This window comes from Nostoc sp. (assembly GCF_036917975.1).
Lineage (GTDB): Bacteria > Cyanobacteriota > Cyanobacteriia > Cyanobacteriales > Nostocaceae > Nostoc.
Genome location: NZ_JBALEJ010000022.1, coordinates 16,859 through 43,026 on the forward strand (window position 1 = coordinate 16,859; position 26,168 = coordinate 43,026).

Consider the following 26,168-nt stretch of genomic DNA (forward strand, 5'->3'; position numbering starts at 1 on the left):
TAACTTTAATGAAGTTCAAACCTATTTTGGACTAAATTTTATCTGGAAATTTAAGTATTAAGGCTGACAAAAAACAGCACACCACCAATGTTTTGGATAATCCCAGCAGCAATCTGTTCTGGAATGTAAGGTGTAGGATCTACCAAAGAACTCAACTCTATATTGTCGTTTTTTTGCAAACGATATAAAGCCTGATCTAATTCATCTCGTGACAATGGCGGTTGTAACTTTTGCCGTATATGGAAAATTGGTAAATAATTCTCTGTACCCAATTCTTTGTCTAATTTCTCAATAATTTGTAAAATTTCTTCATCACTGATTTCTTGATCGGTGATATTGACGGTAGGTAGTGAAGTAGAAACTTGCTCTGGCTTTACTCGCAGAGTTTTCCGTAAAAAACGCAGGTAATTACCTAGCAACTCCAAGCTGATGACGGGGTTAGTGCCTTTGTTAGGACTATAATCATCCCGTAAATACTCGATTCCTCGTTCAGTCAGCCAAACCTCAGCTTTTGCCCTTTTAATGCTCTTTTCGGCTTCAATCAAACCCCTTTGGCTCAACCCTTCTAATATCGCATCTCGTTCAGCAGCTTTTGGTGAGGTGATTTTGCTGGGGGCGATTTTGCCAGAAGCTTTACTAATCTTCTCCAGTACCTTCAGTTCTTTGTCTGCGATGGGTACTTCACCTGGATCTTTCAGCAGGGCTTGACCAGGCGGTAAAATTTTAACTGCGATAATCTCGCGGCTATAGTCTACCAGTTCGCGATCGCCCAATGCTTTGCAAATTTTATTTTTCTCAGTTTTAAAAACATCGAAGGCACTAAGACTAAGACCTGCTCGATAATCGGTAAATCCCAATAACTTTAAGAGGAACTTTAACTCATTCGTTTCCATACGGTTAGACTTGCCTGTATATTACTTAGCAGTACTCTAGCCCAAAAAATCACACATTTTCTTCATCGTAACTATAATTAGTGCCAATGAGTACGGCACACGGATATGTAGCGATCGCAATTGTCCAAATTTTTGCGTCCTTCTAGATAAAATCTTCGGCGCAACCTGAAATCTTCAGCAGTTCTATAACCACGCCCTTTGATCCTTATCTTTGTGCTTGCCAATTTGCCAAAATAGAGCTGTAGGCTAGAATAACCACGCTTTAAGATAGCTTGATTGCCTACATTCACGAGCAAGGGTCGGCCGGTTAATAAGTTAAGAGGAAGGGAGTATGGACAACAACAACTGGTTACAACAGCTAATGATGGTCGGTCTTGGCACAACGTCTATAGTCGCAGAAAAACTACGGCAAGTCAGCGATGATTTAGTTAAAGACGGTAAGCTCAATCCTGAGCAAGCCAAGGCGGTAATAGATGATATTGCCCAGCAGTTAAAGTCGGAACAGGGAAACTGGGATGTCCAAATGCAACGGCAAATGCGAAATATGATGCAGGATTTGGGGGTGGCTCGTCAGTCGGAAGTGGACGAACTCAGGGGTAGAATTGACCGTTTAGAGCGTCAATTGCGCGATTTAGAAAATAAGCTTTGGCGTTAAAATGCCCTTTCTGATTTAAACTAATTGTGTCCTGTTGGTAATGTTTTGCCAGGATACTTAAGTAAGGAGAACTGATTTTGAAACCAATTTTCCTCAGCGTGGCGTTCATGCTGGTGTGTGTTGTGCTTTTGGTTGTGGGACAAGTAGGCAGTAAACAGAGTACTGCCATTGCTGCTGAGTTAACCCAAACGCCGCCAGTATCCACAGCTGTAACTGAAAACAATATCTTAATTGCGAGTAATACTATGTCTGATGCTAATGTCGTAACTACCCCTTCTGGATTAAAGTATGTCGATTTAAAAGAGGGGACTGGGGCGACTCCTAAACCTGGACAAACAGTTGAAGTTCACTATGTCGGTACTCTAGAAGATGGTACTCAGTTTGATAGTTCACGCGATCGCGGCCAACCCTTCAGCTTTAAAATTGGCGTTGGACAGGTAATCAAAGGTTGGGACGAAGGAGTTAGCACAATTAAAGTCGGCGGTCGTCGTAAGTTAATCATCCCATCTGAGTTAGGCTATGGCGCTCGTGGTGCTGGTGGCGTGATTCCACCCAATGCAACTCTAATTTTTGATGTGGAATTGCTGGGAGTTAAATAGGGACTAGGGACTGGGGATTGGGTACTGGGGACAAGGAGGAATTATTAAAATAAGTTTCTATTCTCTCTGTTCTCAATGCCCAGTGTCCTATCAAATAAATCAAGTATTTCAGAGTATAGAAAATAGCTATTTGGTAAAAATACATCATTAATGAGTAAATCAGGCTCATTCATTGCTCAAATAATTATTTGGTATAGCTAAATTTTTAAATTTTGAAACTTTGTAAACTGTGGATTAAACAAAAGTTTCGCTGTCCCTGTAGGCCCGTTGCGGTGTTTAGCTATAATAACTTCTGCAATGCCGCGATCGGGAGTATCGGGAGAGTAGTATTCATCGCGGTACAACATGATTACTAAATCGGCATCTTGTTCGATCGAACCTGATTCTCTCAAATCAGATAACATAGGACGCTTGTTAGTACGCGCTTCCACCCCGCGACTCAACTGAGATAAGGCAATAACTGGTACAGATAATTCACGGGCTAAACCTTTGAGTTGACGCGTAATTTTTGATAATTCTTGTACGCGATTATCACCTGCTCCTTCCATCAATTGCAAGTAATCTATTACAATTAATCCTAATTCAGTTCCAATTTCAGCTTGTAGTCTTCTTGACTGACTACGCATTTGTGTGACTGTAATATTCGGCGTGTCGTCAATATAAATTGGCATCTCCGAAAGGATACCAATAGCACGGCTTAAAGGTTCCCACTGTGTTTGACTGAGGCGGCCAGTTCGCAAATAACTACTTTCAATTTGCGCTTCGCTAGCTAATAGACGTTGCGTCAGTTGCTCTTTGGACATTTCCAAGCTGAAAAAAGCAACTGGTAATTTATAAGAAGCGGCGATATTATGAGCAAGGTTTAAGCAAAATGCGGTTTTCCCCATTGATGGTCTGCCAGCGATAATAATCAAATCTGAACGCTGAAAGCCGCTAGTCATAGCATCTAAATCGTAAAATCCGCAGGGAATTCCAGGTAAGGCGATGCCTTGATTTCTATCTTCAATATCCTGAAAATTATTAATTAGAGTATCAGAAATGTGAACTAAACCCGATTGGGGACGCTCTTGAGTAACGCTGAAGACTTTCTGTTCTGCCTGATCTAAAACCTGTGGTAATTCGGTTTCTGTCTCGTAACCAAGATGTACAATTTCATTGCCAGCTTTAATTAACTGTCGCCGCAGGTATTTTTCCATCACCAACCCTGCTAAGGCGTCGATGTTAACGGCTGACACTGTGCGGTCTACCAGAGTTGCTAATTTATTTCTGCCACCAATGCGGGCTAGCATTTCATTGTCGGTTAGCCAACTTGTAACTGAGAGTAAGTCTGTGGGTTTACCTTGGGTGTGGAGCCTCACAGCTGCTTGATAAATATCTTTGTGAGCGCTAATGTAAAAAGCTTCGGGAAGAAGGCGATCGCTAACTCGACTAATCGCTTCTGGATCTAGCAAAATACCCCCCAAAATCGCTTCTTCCGCTTCTATATTTTGTGGTGGCAGGCGTAGTTTACCGCCGTAGGCATCGCTACCATCGCCTTGAAAACTCCGTTCTTCAGCCATAAACGATTTTAGTTTTGATATTTTGCTAGAGACGCGATTAATCGCGTCTGTACAGGAGTTAGGAGTTATTATCCACTTTTACTTCCCTTGCTCCCTCATCGCTCTCCTGAGTTAGCTAGCCACAACTTGAATATTGACTTGCGCCGCTACTTCAGAATGCAGTTTAATTTCGGCTTGATAAGTACCAAGGTGATTAATATCGGGGATAGTAATACCACGCCGATCGATTTCTTGACCGGTAGCTGCCTTAATTGCATCTACAACATCTTGGGTGGTGATAGTACCGAAAATTGCTTCGTTTTCACCAACTGGCTTGGCAATTGTCAAGCTGCCAATTTTTTCTAAAGATTCTTTTTGCTCAAGAGCTTGCTGTCTGAGTTCTAATTGCCGTTGACGCTCTTGCTCACGACGGCGTTCTACTTGCTTGAGAATACCAGGAGTGGCATTGGTTGCCAATTTCTGAGGAATCAGATAGTTACGAGCGTAGCCAGGAGCTACTTCTACTAAGTCGCCAGATTTGCCCAGCTTGCTGATATCCTGATTTAAAACTAACTGCACACGTTTCGCCATCGTTTTTCGTTTTTCCTGTAAAATCTGATTAATTTGGGTTTGGGCAGCATAGCTCACAATCTCAGTGCTGTATTCCAAGCTTTTTGGCCTAATACCCTAAAGCTTACAGATCGTAGCGAAAGAAAGGGTGCGATCGCAACTATTCGCCCTAGAAAGTTGGAGGATTAGGGACTGGGGACTGGGGTTAATCAGTGCTGAGTTATGTTAGCGGTAGCGGGGCGTTTAGCCCGTGCTGAGTGCTGAGTAAGGGATGAGGGAGATGAGGGAGTGAGGGAGATGAGGGGACAAGGAGGTAAACAAAACTCCTAACTCTTAACTTCTTAACTCCTAACTCCTAACTCTTAACTCCTAACTCCTAACTCCTAACTCCTAACTCCTAACTCCTAACTCCTAACTCCTAACTCAGCACTCAGCACTCAGCACTCAGCACTCAGCACTCCTAACGCCCAATGACTAATAGTTATTTTTCATTTCCCGTATACGTGCAAAGGTTTCCACTCCATCGCCACTCTTAACGGTTGATTGTAATGATGGCTGATCCCAACGTAAAAAGGGATTGGTTCGCTTCTCGACTCCCAGCAGTGAGGGTATGGTGGCTTCTCCTCGACTACGGTAAGCCTTGACTTCATTGAAGCGTCTTTGTAAGTCGGCGTTGTCGCCATCCACAGTTAGGGCAAATTGCAGATTGTTTAAGGTGTATTCGTGGGCACACCAGATGTGTGTATCATCGGGTAGAGAACGCAGTTTGCTTAAAGAGTCCACCATTTGGGTCGGTGTTCCTTCAAACAAGCGACCACAACCACCAGAAAATAAGGTATCGCCGCAAAATAAATCACCTGTATCACCAGCTTTTTCGGGGGGAAAGTAGTAAGCGATATGAGCGCGGGTATGTCCGGGGACGAAGATAACTTCAGCCTTGCGGTCTGCAAACTGGACGCGATCGCTTTGTTGCAAAAACACCTGCTGTCCGGGAATTCTCCCACGATCTTCGGCTCCTCCGTAAACTATCAGTTGGGGAAATTCTTCTATTAATTGCTTATTACCACCCACATGATCGTTATGATGGTGGGTGTTAAAAATTGCTACCAACTCAGCTTTTAATTCTGCCAGTTTCTTTAATACTGGTTGAGATTCTGCTGGATCGACAACAGCAGCAATATTTTGTTTGCGATCGTGTAGCAAGAATATGTAGTTGTCTGAGAGTGCTTCCAGACGGATTACCTGCATTACCTCTGCCTCCCTCACAACATATATTAGTATCCAGTAACAATTTTAAGACTCATCGAGTAACAAGCCTACTTGCACAAGCTACATCAAGTATTTATACTTTATTCAGTATAACCGAAATCTCTGATCCCCCATAATAATCTCTTGCTTATAATTATACAGTAAATACACTTAAAATCAACAAACAAAATTTGATTTTATCAGTGAATTTTCTCTGGTAATAACCGCAAAGACAAAGTTACATTTATTCTATTATTTTTTTAATGATACCAACAAAATTAATTTTATTTTTTAAATGGAATGGGGATTAAAAAATGCATTTTTTAGATAAAATATTCCTTAAAAAGATATTCTTTAAAGTTTTAAGTCTCAGTCGAATAGAAAGTTATAAATATCCATATATTTTTGAGAAAACTAAATCAAACTTTGGCAAGTTATTAGGAGATAGTTCGCCAGTTAAACCATACGATCTGGTTTTTGTAATTAATGATGCTAAAGGCTGGATACTCGAAGGTATATGCCAGGAAATTGCTACATATTTTCCCGGCGATTACTTTTTTTCGTATTCACTGACCGATCTCCCTCAAGCTAAAGCATACTTTTTTGCTCACTACTCTTTTCTACCCATAGCTTTGAAGCAAAATCCAATCCTTTGGCAAAGCAACTTACTCGTTTGGTATACCCATCCGAAAGATATTAGCAGAAGTAGTGAAGAACTTGTTTATACACTCAATCAAGCTACGAAAGTTATATGTACTTGTTCCCAATTTGTAGAATTACTTAATAGTCAAGGATTAAACAGGCAAAAAACGACTTTTATTTTAGGTGGTGCAGATCCGAAGATTTTTCAACCCCATCAACGATCAAATGGTAGTGTTGGCTTTTGTACAGCATACTATCCGAGAAAATCTCCAGATATGATATTCAATATTATCAAATCAATGGCCCATAGAAAGTTTATTCATCTGGGGAGAAATTGGGATAAATACGAAAGATTTGAAGAACTACTTGCTTTACCAAACCTATCTTACATTGAAGCTATCTATTCGGATTACCCCAAGTACTATGCTCAGATAGATGTTTTTGTTTCACCGGCAAAATTAGAAGGTGGCCCAATACCTTTAATTGAAGCGATGATGTGTAATATTGTACCAGTAGCTAGTAGAACAGGGTTTGCTCCTGATATTATCACTCACGGCAAGAATGGCTTTATATTTGATATTGATAGCCCCTATGAAGTAGTTTGTGAATTAATCGAGCAAGCATTTAATATTCAAGCTGATATCAGTAAAACTGTTGATAATTTAACTTGGGAAAATTTTTCTTTACAAGTACAAAAACTTTTAGATTAACTAGATTAACTTTTTATGTGAGCAATTTTATGAATTCAACAAGAGGATTTATTACGATTTTAACCGGACTTTACTCTTTTCAAGATTGTATTCATTTTTTAGCGGCTATTAGGAGATTTCATCAAGAGCCAATAATTATTTTAATTGACCAAGTTCCGGTAGTTCTGTATCCGTTATTAAAGGCTTTCAAAAATGTAATTTTAAAGCCGGCCCCTACAAATGAAAATACTGTTTTAGCATCTAGGCAAGCCAAACTAGCTTTATATGCAGCCTCGGAGTTTGATAAAACGATTTACCTCGATTCAGATATTTGCTTACTTTCTGATATCAACGATGTATTTAAGTATTTAAATGAATATGATTTTCTGTTAACTGAAGATGTGCAACCTTCTATTCTAAAAGCTACAAATTTACTGCGTGGAAATCAAGAAGAACTTTTACCAAATGTTTTGCAAATTCTGCAATCTGTAGGTTTACCATTACAAGCAGATAGTGTCCAGTATAATGGCGGTTTTATGGCTTTTCGTAAAACAGAAGTAACCAAGATATTCTTTGAAGAATTTCAACGTTATTTTGAGATTGTCAAAAACAATCAAGATAAATTGCTTCTAAAAGATCAAGGGGCTTTTGCATCTGCGATCGCATCTGTACAACCTCATAAAAAAATACTACCACCCACCTATAATTATCTTAGTAAGTGGGAAGAGGATTATGATATTCAAGATAAAATTAAAGTTCTTCACTGTACCTATCCTTATCGACCCCAATATGCTAAAGATATTACTCGTTCCTTATATACAAGGACTTTTGACAGATTCGCTCAAGTTTTTTTACCAAATCAAGTTACAAATCCTTGGCGTAAGAAATAATGCATTCATAAGTAGGAAAATTAGCATTTATGAAAAAGCGATTAAAGGTATCGTTGCTTGTTTGGAATTTATCTACTAATGATGGTTTCATTCGTGCCTCGTTGTTAAAAGCAGCGTTGACTCAGTTGGGATACGAAGTAAAAATTTTGGGCTTCTTATTTGGTAATGAGTTGTACGGAGCGATTCCCTTAGAAGCTGAAGTATACGCTGTAGAAGGTATTAATTATCCAAATTTTCTTAAATCTGTAGGTAAAATTTTAAAACATATTGATGGAGATATTATTTATGCAATTAAACCTCAACCAGCTAGTTTTGGAGTAGCACTACTAAAGAAACTATACACTCGCCGACCAGTAATTTTAGACATCGATGATTGGGAACTTAGCTGGTATGGAGGCGATGAATGGAAATATCGTCCCACACTCAAACAACTAGCGAAAGACTTCCTTAAAAAGGACGGTGTTTTGAGATTACCTAATCATCCTTTGTACTTGAAATGGATGGAAGGCTTAGTCAATCAAGCTAATGTAGTGACAGTACATACTGAATTTTTGCACCAACGTTTTGGCGGTATATTTGTTCCCAATGGCAAGGATACCTCTTTATTTGACCCCACTCAATATGATGCTGAGTCTAGTAGAAGTCGTTATGGTTTATCTGAATATCGTATTTTAATGTTTCCTGGTGCGCCAAGACCCTACAAAGGTCTAGAAGATGTTCTCATGGCACTGGATAAAATTAATCAACCAGACTTAAGACTAGTGATTGTAGGTGGTAGTCCCTATGATGATTACGATCAACAACTCCAACAAAAGTGGGGACGCTGGATTATCAAATTACCAAAGTATCCAGCTGATGTTATGCCTGATTTAGTAGCAGCGGCTCATATTGTAGTTGTTCCCCAACGAAATACTCCAGAAACTCGCGCTCAATTTCCCCTGAAGTTGACAGATGGAATGGCAATGGCTAAACCTGTATTATCAACGCGTGTTGGAGATATTCCCAAAATTTTAGGTGATACTGGTTATTTAGTCGAACCGGCTTCTCCTGAACAACTTGCTGAACAAATTAAATTAATTTTTCAGAATTTAGAGTCAGCAAACCAGCAAGGTATCAAGGCAAGAGAAAGGTGTGTAGAACACTATAGCATAGAAGCGATGGCTTCCACCCTCAAGTTAGTAATTTCTCAGTTGTGAATCTTGATTAGGGATTAGGAACCCAACCAAATCTTAATCATATTTTTTTCTAGTACCCAGTACCCAGTACCCAGTCCCGTATTTATTTGATCATTAGCTTTATTTGGCAAGTAATTTTGTGAATAATATTAATAAGTAAAAGTGTCATAAAAATATCCAATGTCTACCAGGAAACTACTATTAAGATTCGCTAAACCATATCCAGGGTTGATTTTACTAACAATATTGTTAGGATTTTCTGGAGCTTTATTTAATGGGATCAGCACAGCTTTAATTGTGCCAGTGGTTTTAAAAATTGTGGGGCAACAAATAGATTTAAGTACGGCTCCCCCCATCTTAAAAAAGATTATGTCTCCCTTTGATAATACTCCAGAGCCTTACCAAGTAGGAGTAATGGCTGGAGCGATTATTTTCACAATTATTTTAAAGAACTTAGCTACTTATGGCAGTTCCTTAGCATCAAGCTCTTTAAGCCGAAAGCTGACATCAGATATGCGCGAAAATGGCTTAAGGCTATTATTAGATGTTGATATAGATTATTATGCCAAGACAAAGGTTGGTGATTTAATCAACCGTCTTGGTGGAGAAGTTGGCCGGGCTGCTGGTGCTATCAGTAGTACGGTCAAGCTAGTTATTGTGGGAATCACAATTTTAGTTTTTGTTGGTTTATTGCTGTCAATATCTTGGCAGTTGACAATTATTGCGACACTTTTGCTATCGTTAGTGACGTTAATAAATCAATATGCGATTTCTCGGTCTAAAACTTTTGGGAAGCAGCTGAGTGAGATGTCTAGAGCATACTCAATCTCTATACTAGAAACCCTCAATGGAATTCGACTGGTAAAGGCAACGGGAAATGAAGAAAAAGAATATCAACGGATTAAAAAATTAATTCGCGATCGCGAATCAGCAGATTTCCAATCTCAGGTCAATTCGGAAGCGATTACACCCCTGAGTGAGGTGATGGGTATTACAGCTATACTGCTGATTGTACTTTTGAGTAAAACCTTCTTTGCTAACCAAGTTTCTTCTCTTTCTACCGTACTTCTGACATATTTATTAGTGCTGCTGCGAGTACTACCATTGATTTCTCAGTTAAATACGATTCGCAGCAACTTTGCCAGTAGTGCCGCTAGTGTGGATGCTGCCAATGAGTTTTTAAGCCTGCACGATAAGCCGTTCATGGGCAAAGGGAAGCTTCCCTATACAAAATTAAAAGAGGGAGTATCTTTTAATTCTCTTTGCTTTGCCTACCCTGGTCATGAGAAGTTGGTACTCAAAGATGTGAGTTTATATTTACCGCATGGCACGACCTTAGCATTAGTAGGTGGTTCGGGTGCTGGTAAATCGACTTTGGCCGACCTTTTGCCCAGATTCTACGATCCGATCGCTGGCAGTATTAGCATTGACGGCATCGATTTGCGGGAATTCGATCTTGTATCCCTGCGAAAGCGGATGGGAATTGTTAGTCAAGATACCTTTCTTTTTAATGACTCGGTGCGAAATAACATCGCTTATGGGCGAGCAGAGGCTAGTGATGATGAAGTTCTGACGGCAGCCAAGCGGGCAAATGCTTATGAGTTTATTAGCAAATTGCCTCAGGAATTTGAAACCTTAATTGGCGATCGCGGCGTCATGTTATCTGGTGGACAAAGGCAAAGATTAGCGATCGCCCGCGCCCTCCTGCAAAATCCCGAAATTCTGATTTTAGATGAAGCTACCAGCGCTTTAGATACGGTTTCCGAACGCTTAGTACAGGCTGCACTCGACGATCTAAGTCGCGATCGCACCACCCTAGTAATTGCTCACCGCCTTTCCACAGTCCAAAAAGCTCATCAAATAGCCGTATTAGATCAAGGACAGGTAGTAGAAATCGGAACCCATGAAGAACTTTTACAAAAGGGTGGCTACTACTCACGTTTGTACTCAATGCAATTTGCAGAACGTCCTGAAACTGCTGCCAAACACAATCAAAGCTTGCTCCGGATCTCTCACGAAATTCGGACGCAGATGAACTCGATGATTGGATTCCTACGTTTATTACTTGATGATTTAGTAGACGATTCCCAGGAACGGCACGAATTAATTGAAGACTCTTATAAATCAGCCTTGAGAATTCTCAATACCATTGATGTTTTTGAGGATGTTATTAACTTGCAAATCCGGGGGCAAATGTTCTCAATCTCTGACCAAAATCAAAATGTTATCAGTAAACATTATCAAGTTTTTAATCAAATGTCCGTTGAGTTTCGGACTTATCTTAACCTCATCCTTAGTTCTCTCCGCTCTCTAGCTGATAATTTGACATACACCACAGAAGAACAAAATGAATTAATTACTGAAAGTTATGAATCTGCTATATATCTGCTCGATGGTTTAGGAAAGTTTGAGGATAATATTAATGTTTAAAACTCTGAAAAATCCTAATTTTAAAAAACACTATATTTTTTTCATCAGTGAAGAGTTACCGCAGCCAGAGGCTCATCTAGTACAGTCTACAAATGCAGCTAACGCCGCCGCCAACTTGGGATACTCAACAGTTTTGGTGTACCCAGATAAAGGATCAAAAGCAATTAATCTAGTTAATCTAGTTAATCTAGTTCGTCCTTTTCAACCGAGACAAACACCCACAGAACTTATTAAGTATTACAATCTCCATGACAAATTAAAAGTTGCTCCCTTACCGATGCCTTGGCCCATTGACCATTTTCGGAGCAAATTTACTGACTCTAACACCATTGCCAGCAAGTATTATTTACCGTTTCACATACTTCCAACTACTAAACTTGTCCATAGTCGCAACTGGAATTTTGTCAAAGCTGCCATTAAAAATGGCGTTCCTGCAATTTACGAACATCACCACCACGAAGACAAGCCATTTGAGCCAGAAATTGTTGCAAATCCGCTATTACAAATTGCTGTCACCGTTGTAGACACCATCCGCGAAAGTATGATTAAAAATGGGATGCCACCAGAAAAAGTGATTAAGCTACACAATGGTTTTAATCGCTTATTTATGGAGAGACAACCAGAAAAAGCAGCAGAATGGCGTCAAAAACTCTTGCAAAACGACAGCCAAAAGTTGGTAGTTTATGCGGGAGCGCTACAGCAATTTAAAGGGATTGATGTACTAATTGATGTAGCTCAAGAAATGCCTAACGTGCAATTTGCCTGTGCAGGTGGTAAGCCAACAGAAGTTGAATATTATCAGCAATTGGTAAAAGAAAAGCAGGTTAATAATATTAAATTTTTGGGATATATTTTGCATCATGAGTTAGCATCTTTGCTACAAGCAGCCGATGTTTTAGCTCATCCCCATTGTTCGGGAAAAGCGGCAAGTTTTACATCTCCTTTAAAGCTGTTTGACTACTTCGCTTCTGGAACTCCCATTGTCTCGACGGAGATTCCATCATTAGTTGAGTTTCAAGATACCCAAGCGATCGCTGCTTGGTGTGAACCAGATAACCCCAGCAAATTTACCGAAAATCTGAAGCGGGTTTTAGAAACTCATCCTAGAAAAATAGAGGGTTATCCAGACAGTATCGAGTTTGTCAAGCAGTTTTCTTGGGAAAATCGAGCGGCAAAAATCCTTAGTTATGTTGATAAATCTCTACTTCCTCCAATTCTTGCATAAGTAAGAATGAGGGAGGTTAAGTAAAATAACTAATGACAAATGACTAATGACAAATAACTAATGACAAATGACAAATGACAAATGACTAATGACTAATGACTAATGACTAATAACTAAAATGACTATTACAACTGTCGGAATGATTAGCAGCTATCGAGGTTTAGAAACTAGAGCCGATTGGCTATGGCAACAAACCCCGCATCAATTTGGAACTTGGGGCAATATACAAATGCAAGCACTAGCAGCAAAACCAGATTTTCTGCTAATGTATCAATTTGATTTTCCCCAAGCATTGCCACAAAAATCTTGGTTAGATAGTTTTCGCAAACGCCAGCAAAAACCAGTAGTTAATATTGATTCTTTACTGCGCGGCTTGAATAAAGAGCGGATTATTTATTTACTACGAGAACCGCCTTTAGATGAAATTGTAGAAATAACTAATTATAATTATCAGCAATCACAGAAGTATTGCGGCTACATTTCTGGCCCCGATGATTTTGCTCCCACCCCAGACTATATGCCTGCTATTTGGTATCACTCAAATTCATTTCAAGATTTGAATGAAATGCCACCTCCCCAAAAGGTTGCTCCATGTAGTTGGATTACTTCAGGAATTAGCCGCACTGCTAAACATCGTGAGCGTTTAGATTTTTTGCAGTCACTACAATCTAGTGGTATTAAGTTTGATTTGTATGGGCGTAACTTACCAGGATGGGCGAATAAATCGGGAGAGCTAGGTAACAAATGGTATGGCATGGCACCATACTATTACAATCTGGCAATTGAAAACTATGCTGATAATAATTGGTATGTAAGTGAGAAACTTTGGGATAGTTTGCTTGCTTGGTGTTTGCCAATTTATTATGGCGGACCGGCAGCTAATAAATTATTGCCACCGGGTAGTTTTTTAAGATTGCCCAGTTTAGATGAAAAAGGCATTGCTTACATCAAAGAAGTGACAGCTACACCTGATGCTTGGTATGCTGCCAAAGATGCGATCGCAGAAGCACGTCAAATTATCTTACATAAACTAAACCTGCTTAACTGGTTGTCAAACTTTGTCGATCAACACTCATAAATTATGAATGGTATTTGTACCCTTGGCAATGATTATGTTTTCGATCAGCTGGTAGCTTTGCTCAACAGTATTGATGTTATTTTGGGGACGGAAACTCCCGTTTGTATCTATCCTTTCGACGATCGGACACAGCAAATTGCTGATGAAATAGCTAAACGCCCTAATGTATTTCTTTACGATAATCAAGAATCAATCAACCGTTGGGATCAATTTATGCTCTCAGCAGCACCAGAACGATTGAATCGGAGTAAATCACGGTTGTATGGCGCTCATCGTCGTTTTTGTGCCTTTGATGGGCCATTCGATAAGTTTATTTATTTGGATGCAGACACCTTGGTGATGAACTCACTAGCAACAGTGTTTGAAAAGCTAGATACTTATGATTTTGTTGTCTACGATTTCCAATTTAAAGACGTTAGCAAAATATATAATGTTAATTCTCCAAAATTACTAGAAACTTTTGAGCAAAAACGCATCGATTCCGAAATATTTTGCTCAGGTTTCTATGGCGCAAAACGCGGAATATTTAACTCACAACAAAGAGATTTACTAATATCCTATTTAAAAAATGGAGAGGCAGAAATTTTGTATGGTGGTGCTGGTGAACAACCACTGCTCAACTACATGGTAATGAGGTCTAATCTTGCTATTTATAATTTTGCTCGCCAACTACCAGATCATGAAAAGACGGGATGTTCTGCCACATCTAAGCACTTTGAAGAACGAGAACACCTTCTTTATGACAAAGGTAATCGACTAACCTACCTTCATTACATTGGTATTCCTCCTAATATTAATCAAGCAGTGTGCGCTGGAGAAAATATTGATTTTCCCTATCGAGATTTATTTCTCTATTATCGTTACCTGCATGAGCCAGAGAAGCGTCCAGTATTTATAAATCCTCCTAGAAGTTATAATGACGCTCCAGTAACAAATTTACTTACAAGAGCTTTGCGAAAACTTAAGTTAATTAACCAAGGATAATTTATGAGTAGGGGCATTTATATAGTTGCCAATGATCGGGTTATCGATAATGCTATTGCTTTACTTAATAGCATTCGTTACTATGACCAAGAAGTTACCGTTTATCTCATACCTTTTAATGACAATTATCACAAGGTAGCAGAACAGCTTGCTACCTTACACAACGTCCAAGTTTTTCCAGATTTAGAACTTATTGATACATTTACCAAACGCATCGGAGAAATTTTTGATCGCGATTTCCTCGCCTTACCCAACAAAATGCGTAAATTGGTAGCGTGGTTTGGGCCATTAGATGAATTTATTTATATTGATACGGATATTGTCGTTTTTGAAAAAATCGCCGACAATTTAGACAAACTTTCAGAAGTCGATTTCTTCTGTTGTGATTACCATCATGCCAATGACAAGCTGCGAAATATCTTTTCCCCATTTGTGAAAGAGCAGCAAATTTTTTCCGATGCCCAACTTCAAGATGTTTTCAATAGCGGTTTTTGGGCTTCGAGAAAAGGAATTATTACTGAACAACAGATGGATGAAACTTTGCGCGAGTGTGCAACGCATCGCGAATATTTCGATTTTTCTGAAGGAGTTACAGACCAACCAATTTTAAATTATCTTGTTCTCAAATTAATTGCCAAGCGTGGAAATCTCGTCAAAATTCCTGGGGGAGGCCCTGGTAGTTGGGCTGGTTCGCAAAATTTCCAACAGCGAGAATATGCCCTTTATGACCGAGGACAGAGACTAAAATATCTCCACTGGGCTGGTACACGGATGAAAACTGGAAGTCCTTATTGGCAATTATGGGAACACTATCGCTATCTCCATGAGGGTAAATTCGCTTTTATCCCCAAACTGACTCGCCGTTTATTTCCCTTTGTTGTTGCCCGCACTTAATATTTAGGAGTCTCCCAATGATTGATGGCATTTACATCCTAGCGAATGATGTTGTTTATGATCAATTAATTGCCTTGCTCAATAGTATAGAAGCTAATGCTGGTAGAAAAATTCCTGTTTGTGTAATTCCATATAATGAGCAGTTAGACAAGGTAAAGGCAGAGATTGCATCTAGAGATAATGTCACCTTATTTGAAGACTCTGATTCCATAGCTTACTGGGATAACTTTGCAACCCAGGTCTGGCAAAATTATCCTAGAGCGCAAAAAACTTGGCGAAAATGGGGCTTTCCAGAACTCTATGAGTTACCAATGCACCGGAAATTTTGTGCTGTGGATGGTCCCTTTGATAGATTTATTTATTTTGATGCAGATACCTTGTTAATGGGGCCGGTAGATTATGTATATGAAAAATTAGATAATTACGATTGGGTAGTCAATGATTTTCAGTATAAGTCTGATTTGAAATTTATTTTTGATGGTTCACCAGAGCTTATGCAGCAAGTTTTTAAATCAGATAATTTGCAATCTAAAGTATTTTGTGCTGGTTGGTTTGCCACTAAGAAAAATATTTTTTCTCCAACTGTCATAGCCGAATTAATTGAAAAGTTAACAGCGGGTGAAGCTGATGTCATGGCTTTTTTAGCGCCTGATCAATCTTTATTTAACTACATGGTATTGAGAAGTGGAATTTCTTATTATAACTTTGCTTTTTATGACTGCGAACAGGCAACTGGTAATCACTGGAGTTCTCAATTTGATGTGGTAGATAATATCCTCTACGACCAAGGACGGCGGCTGACTTATATACACTATATGAGTGTATCTTCTTCAGCTTTTGTGCGGCTTTGTGGAGGGGAAGATGTAGATATTCCTTACCGCGATGTTTTCTTATATTATCGCTATTTAAAATCACCTGATAAACGTCCTCAAAGTTTTATCCGCCCAACCCAGATAACGCTTTTTCAAAAGTCTACTAGTAGTTTTATTCAGCAAAGGGTGAACAATATTAAATTAAAGTATCGTAACTTCAAGGATAGAATTAATGGTTACTAGTAACGTAGCAAAAATATGCCAATTACTCCATTAGATGTTGCTGAACTTGGGAAACTAATTCATTTGTCCAGTGGTTGGCAAGGTCTGCATTGGCAGCTTCAACCATAACTCTGATTACTGGTTCTGTGCCAGAGGCGCGAACTAAAATCCTACCAGAATCACCCATCGCAGCTTCGGCAAGGGCGATCGCTTTTTGTATGGGTTGGCAATCTTTCCATCCTAAACGGCGATCGCGGTCTCCTACTGGTACATTCCGCAATAATTGTGGATAGGTTTGAAAGCTTTGATCTACTAATTCTGCTAAAGAAACACCCGCTTTTTTTACCAATGCTGCTATATGTAGGGCTGTTAACAAGCCATCGCCAGTAATACTGTAATGATGGCAAAGAATATGACCTGATTGTTCGCCACCTAACATTCCTCCAGTCCGCAACATTTCTGCTTGTATGTACTGATCGCCGACTGCGGTGCGAATTAAGTTTCCGCCTTGTTGTTTCCATGCCTTCTCAAAACCTAAGTTGGCCATGACAGTGGACACAATGAGGTTATCTGGCAATTGTTGCTGTTGTTGTAAATGGCTTCCCCACAAGTAGAGAATATGATCGCCATTGACTTGTCTGCCACTATTGTCTACAGCTAAAACGCGATCGGCATCGCCATCAAAGGCAAAGCCTAAGTCGGCGTTGTGTTCAATAACCGCCGCTTGCAGAATATCTAGGTGAGTAGAACCGCAGTTAACATTAATGCGATCGCCATCTGCTTTGTTATGTAGGCAAATCACCTCTGCCCCCATTTCTATAAATACTGTTGGTGCTATACCAACAGCTGCTCCCCAGGCTAAATCCAAAACAATCTTCATTCCTTGAAGATTGTCAGCATCATTTAAGGGTTTTTGCAACGCCTTACCATAATGGCTGACTAACTCCACACGTGAGTAATGCCGTCCGTAATTACTCACACTAGTAGTAGGTGAAATATTGCCATGCAGTCGTGCTTCAATTTCTGCTTGCAATACATGAGATAACTTTGCACCATTCGCAGCAAAAATTTTAATGCCGTTATCCTCTGGTGGGTTGTGGCTGGCAGAAATCATTACTCCGCCGACAGCATCGCAGATGCTGGTGAGATAGGCAACACAAGGAGTAGGACATAACCCCAAATACCAAACCTCTAATCCTGCTGCTGTTAGCCCTGCACTTAAGGACATGGCTAGCATATCACTGGAGTTTCTGGAGTCCTGTCCCATAATGACAGGCCCTACTTGATTCGCATGGCTACGCAAAACAATACCCGCCCAAAATCCGATTTGCAGTGCTAAGGGCGCACTCAGGAATTCTCCCATTCGTCCGCGAATCCCATCTGTGCCAAACAAAGGAGTTGTTGGTAAAGGGATTAAATTCAGTGCAAAACTACTATCAATACCTTTACCCAATCCATTAGCATCAGAAGCAGAATCTCCAGTAATACCAGAAGTTCGAGTTATAGGTGAAACCATAAGTTTAAACACTTCACACAGTCACACTTTCAATTCTGCCATTTCCTTATTCTGTACAGTTTAGAGCTTTTCTTCCTGCCATTCGATTCTGTACTTTATTGCTCTATAAAAATGCATTATGGCTTTGCTAAATTTAAAGACAATTTTCTCTAGAATAGAGCGTTTAGGATGTGCAATTCTTTTGTGTTCTTCAAAATACGTCAACATTTCATCCATGTTTGACTGTCCCTTTTGAATTTTAATCAGTTCGGTTTTGTTATTAAAAAAGGAAATACCTGACATCTCGCTCCATCTAACTGGCAGCCCTGCTTTATAGGCAGCTAGACCTATGGCATTACCTTCGCCTTCATAAACTCCATTTCGCTCAAAATATTTGGCAAGGATTGACCATGTTTCTAAAAAATCAACTTCTTTTCCTGTTGACTTAGTGACAGAAAACAAATATTCATGGACGAACGTAACATTTTCACATTCTGGATCTAAATTTAAAAATTGTGCAGCTTTTTTAATTACTTCAATTTCTCTCAAAAAATTCTTGTCAGTTTTTGTTAAAGCTTTGGCAAATTTTTTCGGCATTTCCATACAAGCCCTAGCACTTATCCCTGGCTCTAAAAGCCATTCCATATCTTCTGGCACTGGTGCTAAGATTCGCATATCTGAATCAATGAATATACATGAATTAAATAGAGATAATGCCTTAGCAATGGCAAATTTTTTGTCGTGGTAACACTTAACACCCTGCTGCTGATGCTGAAATGCTAAAACTTGAGGATATTTGCTAAACTCTTGAGGCTGATCGGTGAGAATTATAAAAGCAGTATTAGGTGAATAGAGTTCTAGGTCTTTTGCTAATAAACCAGCTAGTGCCCGATACACTTTGCCTAATGCTAAAGTACAAAAGCAGAATTGTTGTTGACTCATATTTGGACGATTTTATAGTAAAGCCTTGAAAAGGTGAAAGAATTCAATTAAACCGCTTAGTTTTCCTACTCCCCACTCCCTACTCCCTTTCAAAAAAAAGGAGAAGTAAGGGGTAAAGGTAAATTCAAACCCTTTTTATTCGGGAGCATCCCAAATGTGCAAGTTATATCAAATTCAGGTTACAAATTGTCATTGCGAGCGCAACGTAGTGGAGTGAAGCAATCCCATATCTTGCGATTGCTTAACTACGCTGTCGCTTCATTCGCAATGACAAACATGTTTTTGCAAAATTGGGATGCTCCCTTTTTATTCTTGACCGGAGTCTGATTTGAAAAAAACCTCATAAGGCAAGAAAAACCTCCAGAGGAAACCAGGGGGAAGTACGGCACTCGATTCAGCATCTATAGGTAAATATTGAGAACGGTAAATTTCAATAGCCTGCTTTTTCTTAGATTGCACTTGATGAATTGCAACTCGATGAGCGCCTAGCAATTCATCAAACTTTAGGCTGCTAAATAATAAAGACTTCCAAAGCAACCAGATAGCATATTGCCACAGTTCTACTGTCACTTCTGCTTTAGCAATAGCAGCTTTAACCAATTGATAAGTAATTTCATGATCTGGGCTGCGATCCTGTTTGTGAGTAACGTACACCTCTTGTGGTTGAAAACTACCTAATAATTGGGCCATTTCTTCAATGGTTCGCTGTTGTTCGGTTTCTGTCATTTTGGATAATGCGCCATCACATTTATCAAGAAAGTGAATATCTGTTGATTCCACTCCTAAAATTTTCAAAGCTGCTAGCGCTTCTTCTCTACGAATTTGAACAATTTCTGAACGTGAAATCTTGGTATGACCTCGGTGAGAACCTCCTCCATCTGTAACAAAAACAACTTTAATTGGTATCCCTTGTTCTCGCTTGAGTGCAATCATACCCCCACAACCTAGTGCTTCATCATCTTGGTGAGGAGAAAATACAATTACCGATTTCTGGTTAATATTTAGTTGTTGACTCCCTTGATACAGGAGCCAATAGAACTGTAGTTTAATCAGTAGTTCTCGAAATTTATAATTCAACAACCACCACTTGTTACGCAGACCTAACTTTAAGCGGTGAAGAAGATATCTTATTTTCATAGCATCAGATATGATTGTCAAATATGAACTGTTCCGGTATATAATCGTTTTGATTTGGGGTCATACTTGAAACTGCTGTAATTCTTGTGCAATATAGATTTTGGCAGTTTTTGACCCCTGTTTCTTCAAGCTTTCTAAGAAATTCGGGGTTTAGAGACAGCAGAATTATGCAGCTTCCTCCGATTTAAATCAAACACTATATTCACATATACAATGCGGAAACTGACTACTGTAATAGTACTTATTTTTAGCTAATTACTAAATTTATACAATCTCTAAAATATGTTAATATGCGAATAATTGCATCTCTACAAAGCCTTAAGGAATGCTTACACAAAAGTATAAATGCTCACCATAGCTGGTGAGCATTTGGGTCTATTCGTATATTACTGAAGTATCCTAAACTCTCAAGACAGTTCAGTTAATAATAACTTAAACATATTGTTATCAATCTAAGAAAAAGAATCTAAATCTAAAGATTGCATACCTTCACGTTCTATAAAGGTCATCATACTTCCTAACTGCAACCAAACTAATAAACAAGTAAAGAGACTAATTGGTAGACCGACTCCTAAAGCTAAAGAGGAGGGAAAGCCAAATATCTCTAAGCCTGAAGAGAGAAATAGGCAAGTACCGCCAGTTATGCCGATAAATGGTACAAGTAGTTGTTTCAGTGAGGAACGCGGTTTAGTATTTTCTGTACGCTGGCTTGGCCATTTCTGCACAATTAATTTTAAAGTGCCAGATAATGCTAAACCAGATGTTAATGCTGTCAGAAAACCAACCAGTAAGAGAAAATAAGGCGGTTGCTCAGGGAAATAGTACATGAAAACTCCTAATTTATATTAAAGATTTTTTAGTTTTTATTTGTTGACTGGTTTTCAGAAAAAGATCCAAGTAATGTCGCTTTTGGGAGGATAGCAGCGGCACCTTCTCTGGATAACTCTGTTAAAATACCGATCGCTACATTGAATAAACGATCTGGTTTTAAGTCATCTTTAACCAGGTTCCACAGGCGTTGGACATCTTCGGTGTGGAGGCGGTCATCTTCGGTGAGAGCAAGAACCAGCTGACGCCGGAGAAACTTGCCTTCTTCCGACATTAAATATTGGAACCCCATTTGGGCTGTGGGCAATACATCAAAGTTGTTATCTGTACGTGCGATCGCAATTAAATTCTCTAATCGCTGCCACTGAAATTTACCATCTTTGAACAATACATTCAATAACCGCCGCCGTAATTCTGGTGATTCGCCTGTCAGCAACCGCCGCGCTATGTAGGGATAACCCACTTCCACTATTTTGAAATCTGGGTTGAGGCTCAGGGCAATACCTTCTTGAGTTACCAGGGAACGAATAATCAAAGCAAACTTCGCCGGGACTCGGAAAGGATATTCGTACATCAGTTCCGAAAATTCATCGGTAATAGTTTTGAAGTTAAAATCCTTGACATTTTTACCAATAGCGTTTCCTAGCACCGCTTCTAATGCTGGCACTATCGGACAAATATTCGTGTCTGGAGTCAGAAACCCTAATTTTACAAAGTCTTCGGCTAAGTCGGTGTAGTCTTTATTCACCAAATGCACTAGCGCATCCACCAGTGTTTCTTTGGTGTCTTCTTCCAACTGATCCATCATACCGAAGTCAATGTAAGCCATACGACCATCAGGCACGGCAAGCAAATTGCCAGGATGAGGGTCAGCATGGAAGAAGCCATATTCTAAAAGCTGTTGCAATCCTGATGTAACGCCAATTTGGATAATTGCCTCTGGGTCTAACCCTATTTCGCGGATGTGTTGAGTATCCGTCAGCTTAAAGCCATCAATCCATTCCAGGGTTAAAACATGAGTACTGGTGTAACGCCAGTAAATGCCTGGAACTTTTACTTGCAGGTCGTTGCGAAAGTTACTGGCAAATTTCTCGGCGTTGCGGCCTTCATTAATATAGTCAATTTCTTCAAATAACTTTATGCCAAACTCGTCCACAATTAAAGTCAGGTCATGGCCGAGATTTAAAGGCAACCAAGGAGCTAGCCAGCTTGCCGCCCAACGCATCAGATATAGGTCGCGTGTGATTACTGGGTGTAAGTTGGGGCGTTGCACCTTTACGGCGACTTCTTCGCCGCTAACTAGACGACCCCGGTATACTTGACCCAAGCTAGCAGCCGCCACTGGATTAGGTGAGAGTTCGCTAAAGCTTTCGTGAATGGGGCGGTCTAGTTCAGTTTCAATTATCTGGTAAGCGATCGCATTATCGAAAGGTGGTAACTGATCTTGTAACTTGATCAGTTCTTCTAAGAAATCTTTGCGTATGAGGTCTGGTCTGGTAGAGAGGGCTTGACCAACTTTAATAAAAGTCGGGCCGAGGTTGGTGAGCAGTTCTCGCAATTGGATAGCTCGTTTACCCTTGTTCTGCTCAACTCGATCTTGCCATTCGTCCCACTTCAGATTGAATATAAATCCTGCAAAAGAGGAGATAATTCTCAGCAGTCGCCCCCAGGCTAACCAGGGACGGTAACTATAGTAGCGAGCGATCGCATCTGGATTATAGAGTTTTAGCTGAGTAGGTTGATACTGACCCACGCCTTTTTTTGCCTCTTCAACTGAAAAATTTACAATGATTGTTTTTTTCTTGACTCACAAGTTAGTTGCAAGTTCAGGATAGCGGTAGTTTTTTATCTAAAACAACTAGAACTCTACCTTTTGGGATAGTGTTCGAGGCAATTTTACTATCTATATACTGCCTAGATTTGTTTATCTTTTTCTTAATTATACTTTATAAAACTACAACTAATTATCCAGCCTCTAGACGATTTTATCTTTTCTTAACTATCCTTTATATAAATATAGATATTTGCTTATGTATGCAAATTGAAGGAAGAGATGAGAACTCAGTAACCGCTTACAACATTAAGATCCCCGACTTCTCACAGAAGTCGGGGATCTTGGTATTATGTTTATTTATACCCTGCGATTTAAGTGGAAAATACAATATTCAGTGTGTCCACAAGAAAAATTACAACGTTAAGTAAAAATTTAGTAATTGGTAGTGGTTTCGCCCCAATTACCAATTACCAATTAGCTACTTTTAATTATCATGTAGTGCTATTTAGATTTGGCCTCCAAGTTTTCTAAACGGCTTCTTAATTCCTGGTTTTGTTGTTTGAGTTGGTCGAAATCTTCACGCAATTGACGCAGGGTTTTTTCTGAACCAATATTCTTTTGCACCTTGGAAATTTCTTCTTCAGCAGAACGACGTACACGCCCATCGGCTGTTTGTTCAGCTAGCGATCGCAAAATACCCACTGCTTTGGGTGTTTCCATTTGTCCTAATGCTGCGGCTACGGCTATTTGGGTTAAAAAGAAGGTTTCTTTGGCTAGTTCTGTTAATTTTTCTAAAATACGTTCCAAATTAGCCGGACTTTGACCTATAGAAATCTTGCCCAAAGCGCGAATTGTCGCTAAACGTAGGGGTTGTGGTACACCGAGTTTGGTGTATTCGATGAGTAGATTTAAAGCTGCTTCTGAGGTTTTGAATTCAGCTAAACCGGCGATCGCCCCACTCCGCACAACTTCATTCCAACCTGCTTTTTCTTCTAAAACTGATTTCAGCAGCTTTAATACCTTGTCTTCCTTGGGTTTGTCTTCCAAGTTTGCCGATGCGATCGCCCCAATTACACGAGAAGCAGCAGCTTCCACATAATAGCTAGGATCGCCCTTTTGCAAGATTCCTCTCAAAAGTTTATAGCTTTCAGCAGTTTTGATTTGATTAAGTGCTTCCACTACAGATCGTCGCACGTAAGCATTTTTATCTTTTAACCCAGCGACTAAGGCATCAAAAGCTTGATCTAAATTGATTTTGGCTAGTTGCTTCGCCACTTCCACACGCACACCCCACAATGGGTCATTTTTGAGCGACTTAGACAGTGCAATGATTGCTTCCAAGCCGCCTTTTTTCGCCAAAGCTGTTGCTGCATAAATACGTGAAATTGGGTCAGGATCAAATTCTAACTGTGCTTTTAACTCCGCGATTGGATATTCTAAAGCTACTGTTTTTAGGTAATTATTTCCAACATCAAAGCTGATAAATTGGGGCTTATTTTCTAGGGGAAAATAGAAGCTTTGTTCGCGTTCATTCACGCGCACTGTGAAAGTAGTGAGTGCTGAAAATGAAGTGCTGGCTTTGGCAGATGAATCTTGCTGTACATAGCCAAAACCAATAGGTATTTTTAAATCAAACAAATCCTTACTGCCATTTTTACCGTCAGCAGCTTGGGTTTGAGTTACTGTTATTTTTGCCAAATTGGCATCCCCATCCCAAGAGTAAGCTACTTTAAAATCGGGATGACCACCACGATAAACGTATTGGTCAAAGAGGAACGAAAGATTACGTCCGGTAGCTTTTTCAATCGCTCTGAGTAAGTCTATTGTCTCTACGGTTTTGTGGGCATTATCTTGGACAAATGTTTGAATTGCCTGCCAAAATAATTCATCTCCCAATTGGCCCCGAATCATGTGATAAACACAAGACCCTTTTTCATAGATGTGGCGATCGTAAAGTTCAATAGCTTCTCGATAAACGTGCGTTACCATTGGCCGGCGATAACGGCTGCTATCTTCACTTAAGTAACGACGAGCTTCCAATAAACGATAGTAAGCGGCTTCTGGGAGACTATATTCCTGTTCTGTCCACATTACTTCAGAATAAGAAGCCATCCCTTCTTTAATCCAAGCATGAGACCAATGCTTAATCACCACCAAATCACCAAACCATTGGTGGGCGAGTTCGTGGACGACTAAAGCTTCGGTGTTGCGGTTATCTAAGGCGGCGCGTTCATCCAGCAAACATCTATCTGTTAACAGGGTTGTGGAGGTGTTTTCCATGCCGCCAAAGATGAAGTCATCGACGCAAACTTGGGCGTATTTCGGGAAAGGGTAGGGATAACCATACTTTTGACTCAAAAATTCGATCATCCGGGGAGTTTTTTCCATGCTGCGTTTAGCATCTTCCTCCCGTCCCTTTTCTACATAGTAGGTCACTGGTTTACCCTTCCACTCATCCCGAATTTCAGCAAAATCACCTACTGCTAAAGTCATCAAGTAGGTAGGATGAACTTGTTGCTGTGACCAATGATAGATTTTGTAATCACCATCTTCTGTGGTGTCAATTAATTCGCCGTTGGAAATCGCCACGAGAGGGTTGGGAACGCGGACACGAATTTCCGAAGTAGACAGTTGTCCTGGATAGTCAAAACAGGGAAACCAAAAGCGAGAGTCTTCGTCTTCTCCCTGAGTCCAAACTTGAGTAGGCTTGTTTGGGTAGTGCTTGTCTGGTTGGATAAAGTAAATACCGCGTTGCGGTTTTGCTACGGAGTAAGCGATCGCAATCAGCAAGCGTTTACCAACCTGGGTCGCCTCAGAAAGTTGAATAGAAAGCTGTTCCCCGTCATAGTCAAAATTTTGTGGCACTTCGTCCACCTGCACAGACTCGATATTCAGGTTGACGGCATCCAAAGTTAAACGATCAATGCCATTACGGATTGGTAAGAGGCGAATGCTACAGCTGCCCTGATAGCTTTGCTTAGGAATATTCAAACTGAGATCGAGAAATATATGCTCTACCTGTCCGGGGCGATCGGGGTTGTAGTGTGGTCTTGCTCCCGGTAACTCAAAAGGTTTGTGTCCGTTATTATCTGTATCAAAATAAGACTTCGACATTGATCCTTACTGACCTTGTAATCCTGAAAAGTCTGGCTTGGTTGGATGTTGTTAAGCTAAATAGCGGTGTCTATATTTCCCAAATCAATAGGGCATTATGGAGGTGAGAATTCACCTTGGGGATTGGGGGATTGAAATGAATCTCACCCGAACTTCCGAAGATCGGCTAGCGATCCTGGGAATTTTTCCATATCCCTACCGCATTTATTTTTCCTGATATTCTGCACTTTTTTGTCATTGAGTCAAGAGTCTCTTGCACCTCGATAAATTCTCATTAAGTACAAATACTCCTAATTATTCTTATAACTTAGGATAGCTTGCTGCTACTAATCAG

General features: G+C 39.9%; 21 protein-coding genes. 11 read left to right on the top strand and 10 right to left on the bottom strand.

The annotated features are described in order from the left end of the window. Nucleotides 1–50: 50 nt before the first annotated feature. The gene (locus tag V7K76_RS06990; protein ID WP_334778341.1) at nt 51–893 is read right to left on the bottom strand and encodes a transcription factor RcaD; all 843 of its coding nucleotides are present in this window, start codon (nt 891–893) and stop codon (nt 51–53) included. A gap of 331 nt (nt 894–1,224) precedes the next feature. Between V7K76_RS06990 and V7K76_RS06995 the strand changes: the two genes are divergently transcribed. Further along, on the top strand, nt 1,225–1,548 hold the full coding sequence (locus tag V7K76_RS06995; RefSeq protein ID WP_334778342.1) for a phasin family protein: 324 nt from the start codon (nt 1,225–1,227) through the stop codon (nt 1,546–1,548). A gap of 77 nt (nt 1,549–1,625) precedes the next feature. After that, nucleotides 1,626–2,147 (top strand): FKBP-type peptidyl-prolyl cis-trans isomerase, encoded by a 522-nt coding sequence (locus V7K76_RS07000; RefSeq protein WP_334709498.1) that lies wholly within the window; start codon nt 1,626–1,628, stop codon nt 2,145–2,147. Between the two features lie 197 nt (nt 2,148–2,344). On the opposite strand, the gene dnaB is transcribed toward V7K76_RS07000, so the two are convergent. From dnaB to gloB, 3 genes are all read right to left on the bottom strand, one after another. Next, nucleotides 2,345–3,706, bottom strand: a complete 1,362-nt coding sequence (dnaB, locus tag V7K76_RS07005) for a replicative DNA helicase (RefSeq protein WP_334778343.1) — start codon at nt 3,704–3,706, stop codon at nt 2,345–2,347. Nucleotides 3,707–3,817: 111 nt separating this feature from the next. Next, a complete protein-coding gene (gene rplI, locus V7K76_RS07010; RefSeq protein ID WP_179069204.1) occupies nt 3,818–4,276 on the bottom strand; it encodes a 50S ribosomal protein L9 in 459 nt (152 codons plus the stop codon). Nucleotides 4,277–4,729: 453 nt separating this feature from the next. Further along, a complete protein-coding gene (gloB, locus tag V7K76_RS07015; RefSeq protein ID WP_334778344.1) occupies nt 4,730–5,503 on the bottom strand; it encodes a hydroxyacylglutathione hydrolase in 774 nt (257 codons plus the stop codon). Nucleotides 5,504–5,817: 314 nt separating this feature from the next. Between gloB and V7K76_RS07020 the strand changes: the two genes are divergently transcribed. From V7K76_RS07020 to V7K76_RS07060, 9 genes are all read left to right on the top strand, one after another. Then, nucleotides 5,818–6,855: a glycosyltransferase family 4 protein gene (locus V7K76_RS07020; protein WP_334778345.1), complete on the top strand. Its 1,038-nt coding sequence runs from the start codon at nt 5,818–5,820 to the stop codon at nt 6,853–6,855. Between the two features lie 29 nt (nt 6,856–6,884). Further along, on the top strand, nt 6,885–7,724 hold the full coding sequence (locus V7K76_RS07025; RefSeq protein WP_334778346.1) for a putative nucleotide-diphospho-sugar transferase: 840 nt from the start codon (nt 6,885–6,887) through the stop codon (nt 7,722–7,724). Nucleotides 7,725–7,753: 29 nt separating this feature from the next. Further along, nucleotides 7,754–8,920 (top strand): glycosyltransferase family 4 protein, encoded by a 1,167-nt coding sequence (locus tag V7K76_RS07030; RefSeq protein ID WP_334778347.1) that lies wholly within the window; start codon nt 7,754–7,756, stop codon nt 8,918–8,920. A 159-nt stretch (nt 8,921–9,079) separates the two neighbouring features. Further along, nucleotides 9,080–11,329, top strand: a complete 2,250-nt coding sequence (locus V7K76_RS07035; RefSeq protein ID WP_334778348.1) for an ABC transporter ATP-binding protein — start codon at nt 9,080–9,082, stop codon at nt 11,327–11,329. Next, the gene (locus V7K76_RS07040; RefSeq protein ID WP_334778349.1) at nt 11,322–12,554 is read left to right on the top strand and encodes a glycosyltransferase; all 1,233 of its coding nucleotides are present in this window, start codon (nt 11,322–11,324) and stop codon (nt 12,552–12,554) included. The genes V7K76_RS07035 and V7K76_RS07040 overlap by 8 nt, the downstream gene beginning before the upstream one ends. Before the next feature lie 118 nt (nt 12,555–12,672). Then, nucleotides 12,673–13,632, top strand: a complete 960-nt coding sequence (locus V7K76_RS07045) for a glycosyltransferase family 10 domain-containing protein (RefSeq protein WP_334778350.1) — start codon at nt 12,673–12,675, stop codon at nt 13,630–13,632. A gap of 3 nt (nt 13,633–13,635) precedes the next feature. Beyond that, nucleotides 13,636–14,616: an Npun_R2821/Npun_R2822 family protein gene (locus V7K76_RS07050; protein ID WP_334778351.1), complete on the top strand. Its 981-nt coding sequence runs from the start codon at nt 13,636–13,638 to the stop codon at nt 14,614–14,616. A gap of 3 nt (nt 14,617–14,619) precedes the next feature. Continuing rightward, nucleotides 14,620–15,510 carry an Npun_R2821/Npun_R2822 family protein gene (locus tag V7K76_RS07055; protein WP_334778352.1) on the top strand — a complete coding sequence of 297 codons (891 nt, stop codon included), beginning with the start codon at nt 14,620–14,622 and terminating at the stop codon, nt 15,508–15,510. Between the two features lie 17 nt (nt 15,511–15,527). Next, on the top strand, nt 15,528–16,565 hold the full coding sequence (locus V7K76_RS07060; protein WP_334778353.1) for an Npun_R2821/Npun_R2822 family protein: 1,038 nt from the start codon (nt 15,528–15,530) through the stop codon (nt 16,563–16,565). A 22-nt stretch (nt 16,566–16,587) separates the two neighbouring features. On the opposite strand, the gene glmM is transcribed toward V7K76_RS07060, so the two are convergent. The 6 genes from glmM to V7K76_RS07090 all read right to left on the bottom strand — a co-directional run bounded on the left by glmM (nt 16,588) and on the right by V7K76_RS07090 (nt 25,834). Then, nucleotides 16,588–18,060 (bottom strand): phosphoglucosamine mutase, encoded by a 1,473-nt coding sequence (gene glmM / locus V7K76_RS07065; protein ID WP_334778354.1) that lies wholly within the window; start codon nt 18,058–18,060, stop codon nt 16,588–16,590. Between the two features lie 60 nt (nt 18,061–18,120). Further along, the gene (locus tag V7K76_RS07070) at nt 18,121–18,981 is read right to left on the bottom strand and encodes a hypothetical protein (RefSeq protein ID WP_335029735.1); all 861 of its coding nucleotides are present in this window, start codon (nt 18,979–18,981) and stop codon (nt 18,121–18,123) included. A gap of 306 nt (nt 18,982–19,287) precedes the next feature. Further along, nucleotides 19,288–20,118, bottom strand: a complete 831-nt coding sequence (locus tag V7K76_RS07075; protein WP_334778356.1) for a PIG-L deacetylase family protein — start codon at nt 20,116–20,118, stop codon at nt 19,288–19,290. A 452-nt stretch (nt 20,119–20,570) separates the two neighbouring features. After that, entirely contained in the window at nt 20,571–20,945 is a 375-nt protein-coding gene (locus tag V7K76_RS07080; protein WP_334694888.1) for a hypothetical protein, read from the bottom strand. A gap of 29 nt (nt 20,946–20,974) precedes the next feature. After that, nucleotides 20,975–22,699, bottom strand: a complete 1,725-nt coding sequence (locus V7K76_RS07085; protein ID WP_334778357.1) for an ABC1 kinase family protein — start codon at nt 22,697–22,699, stop codon at nt 20,975–20,977. A 522-nt stretch (nt 22,700–23,221) separates the two neighbouring features. Further along, complete coding sequence (locus V7K76_RS07090) at nt 23,222–25,834, bottom strand: M1 family metallopeptidase (protein WP_334778358.1); 2,613 nt, start codon at nt 25,832–25,834, stop codon at nt 23,222–23,224. Nucleotides 25,835–26,168: the final 334 nt, after the last annotated feature.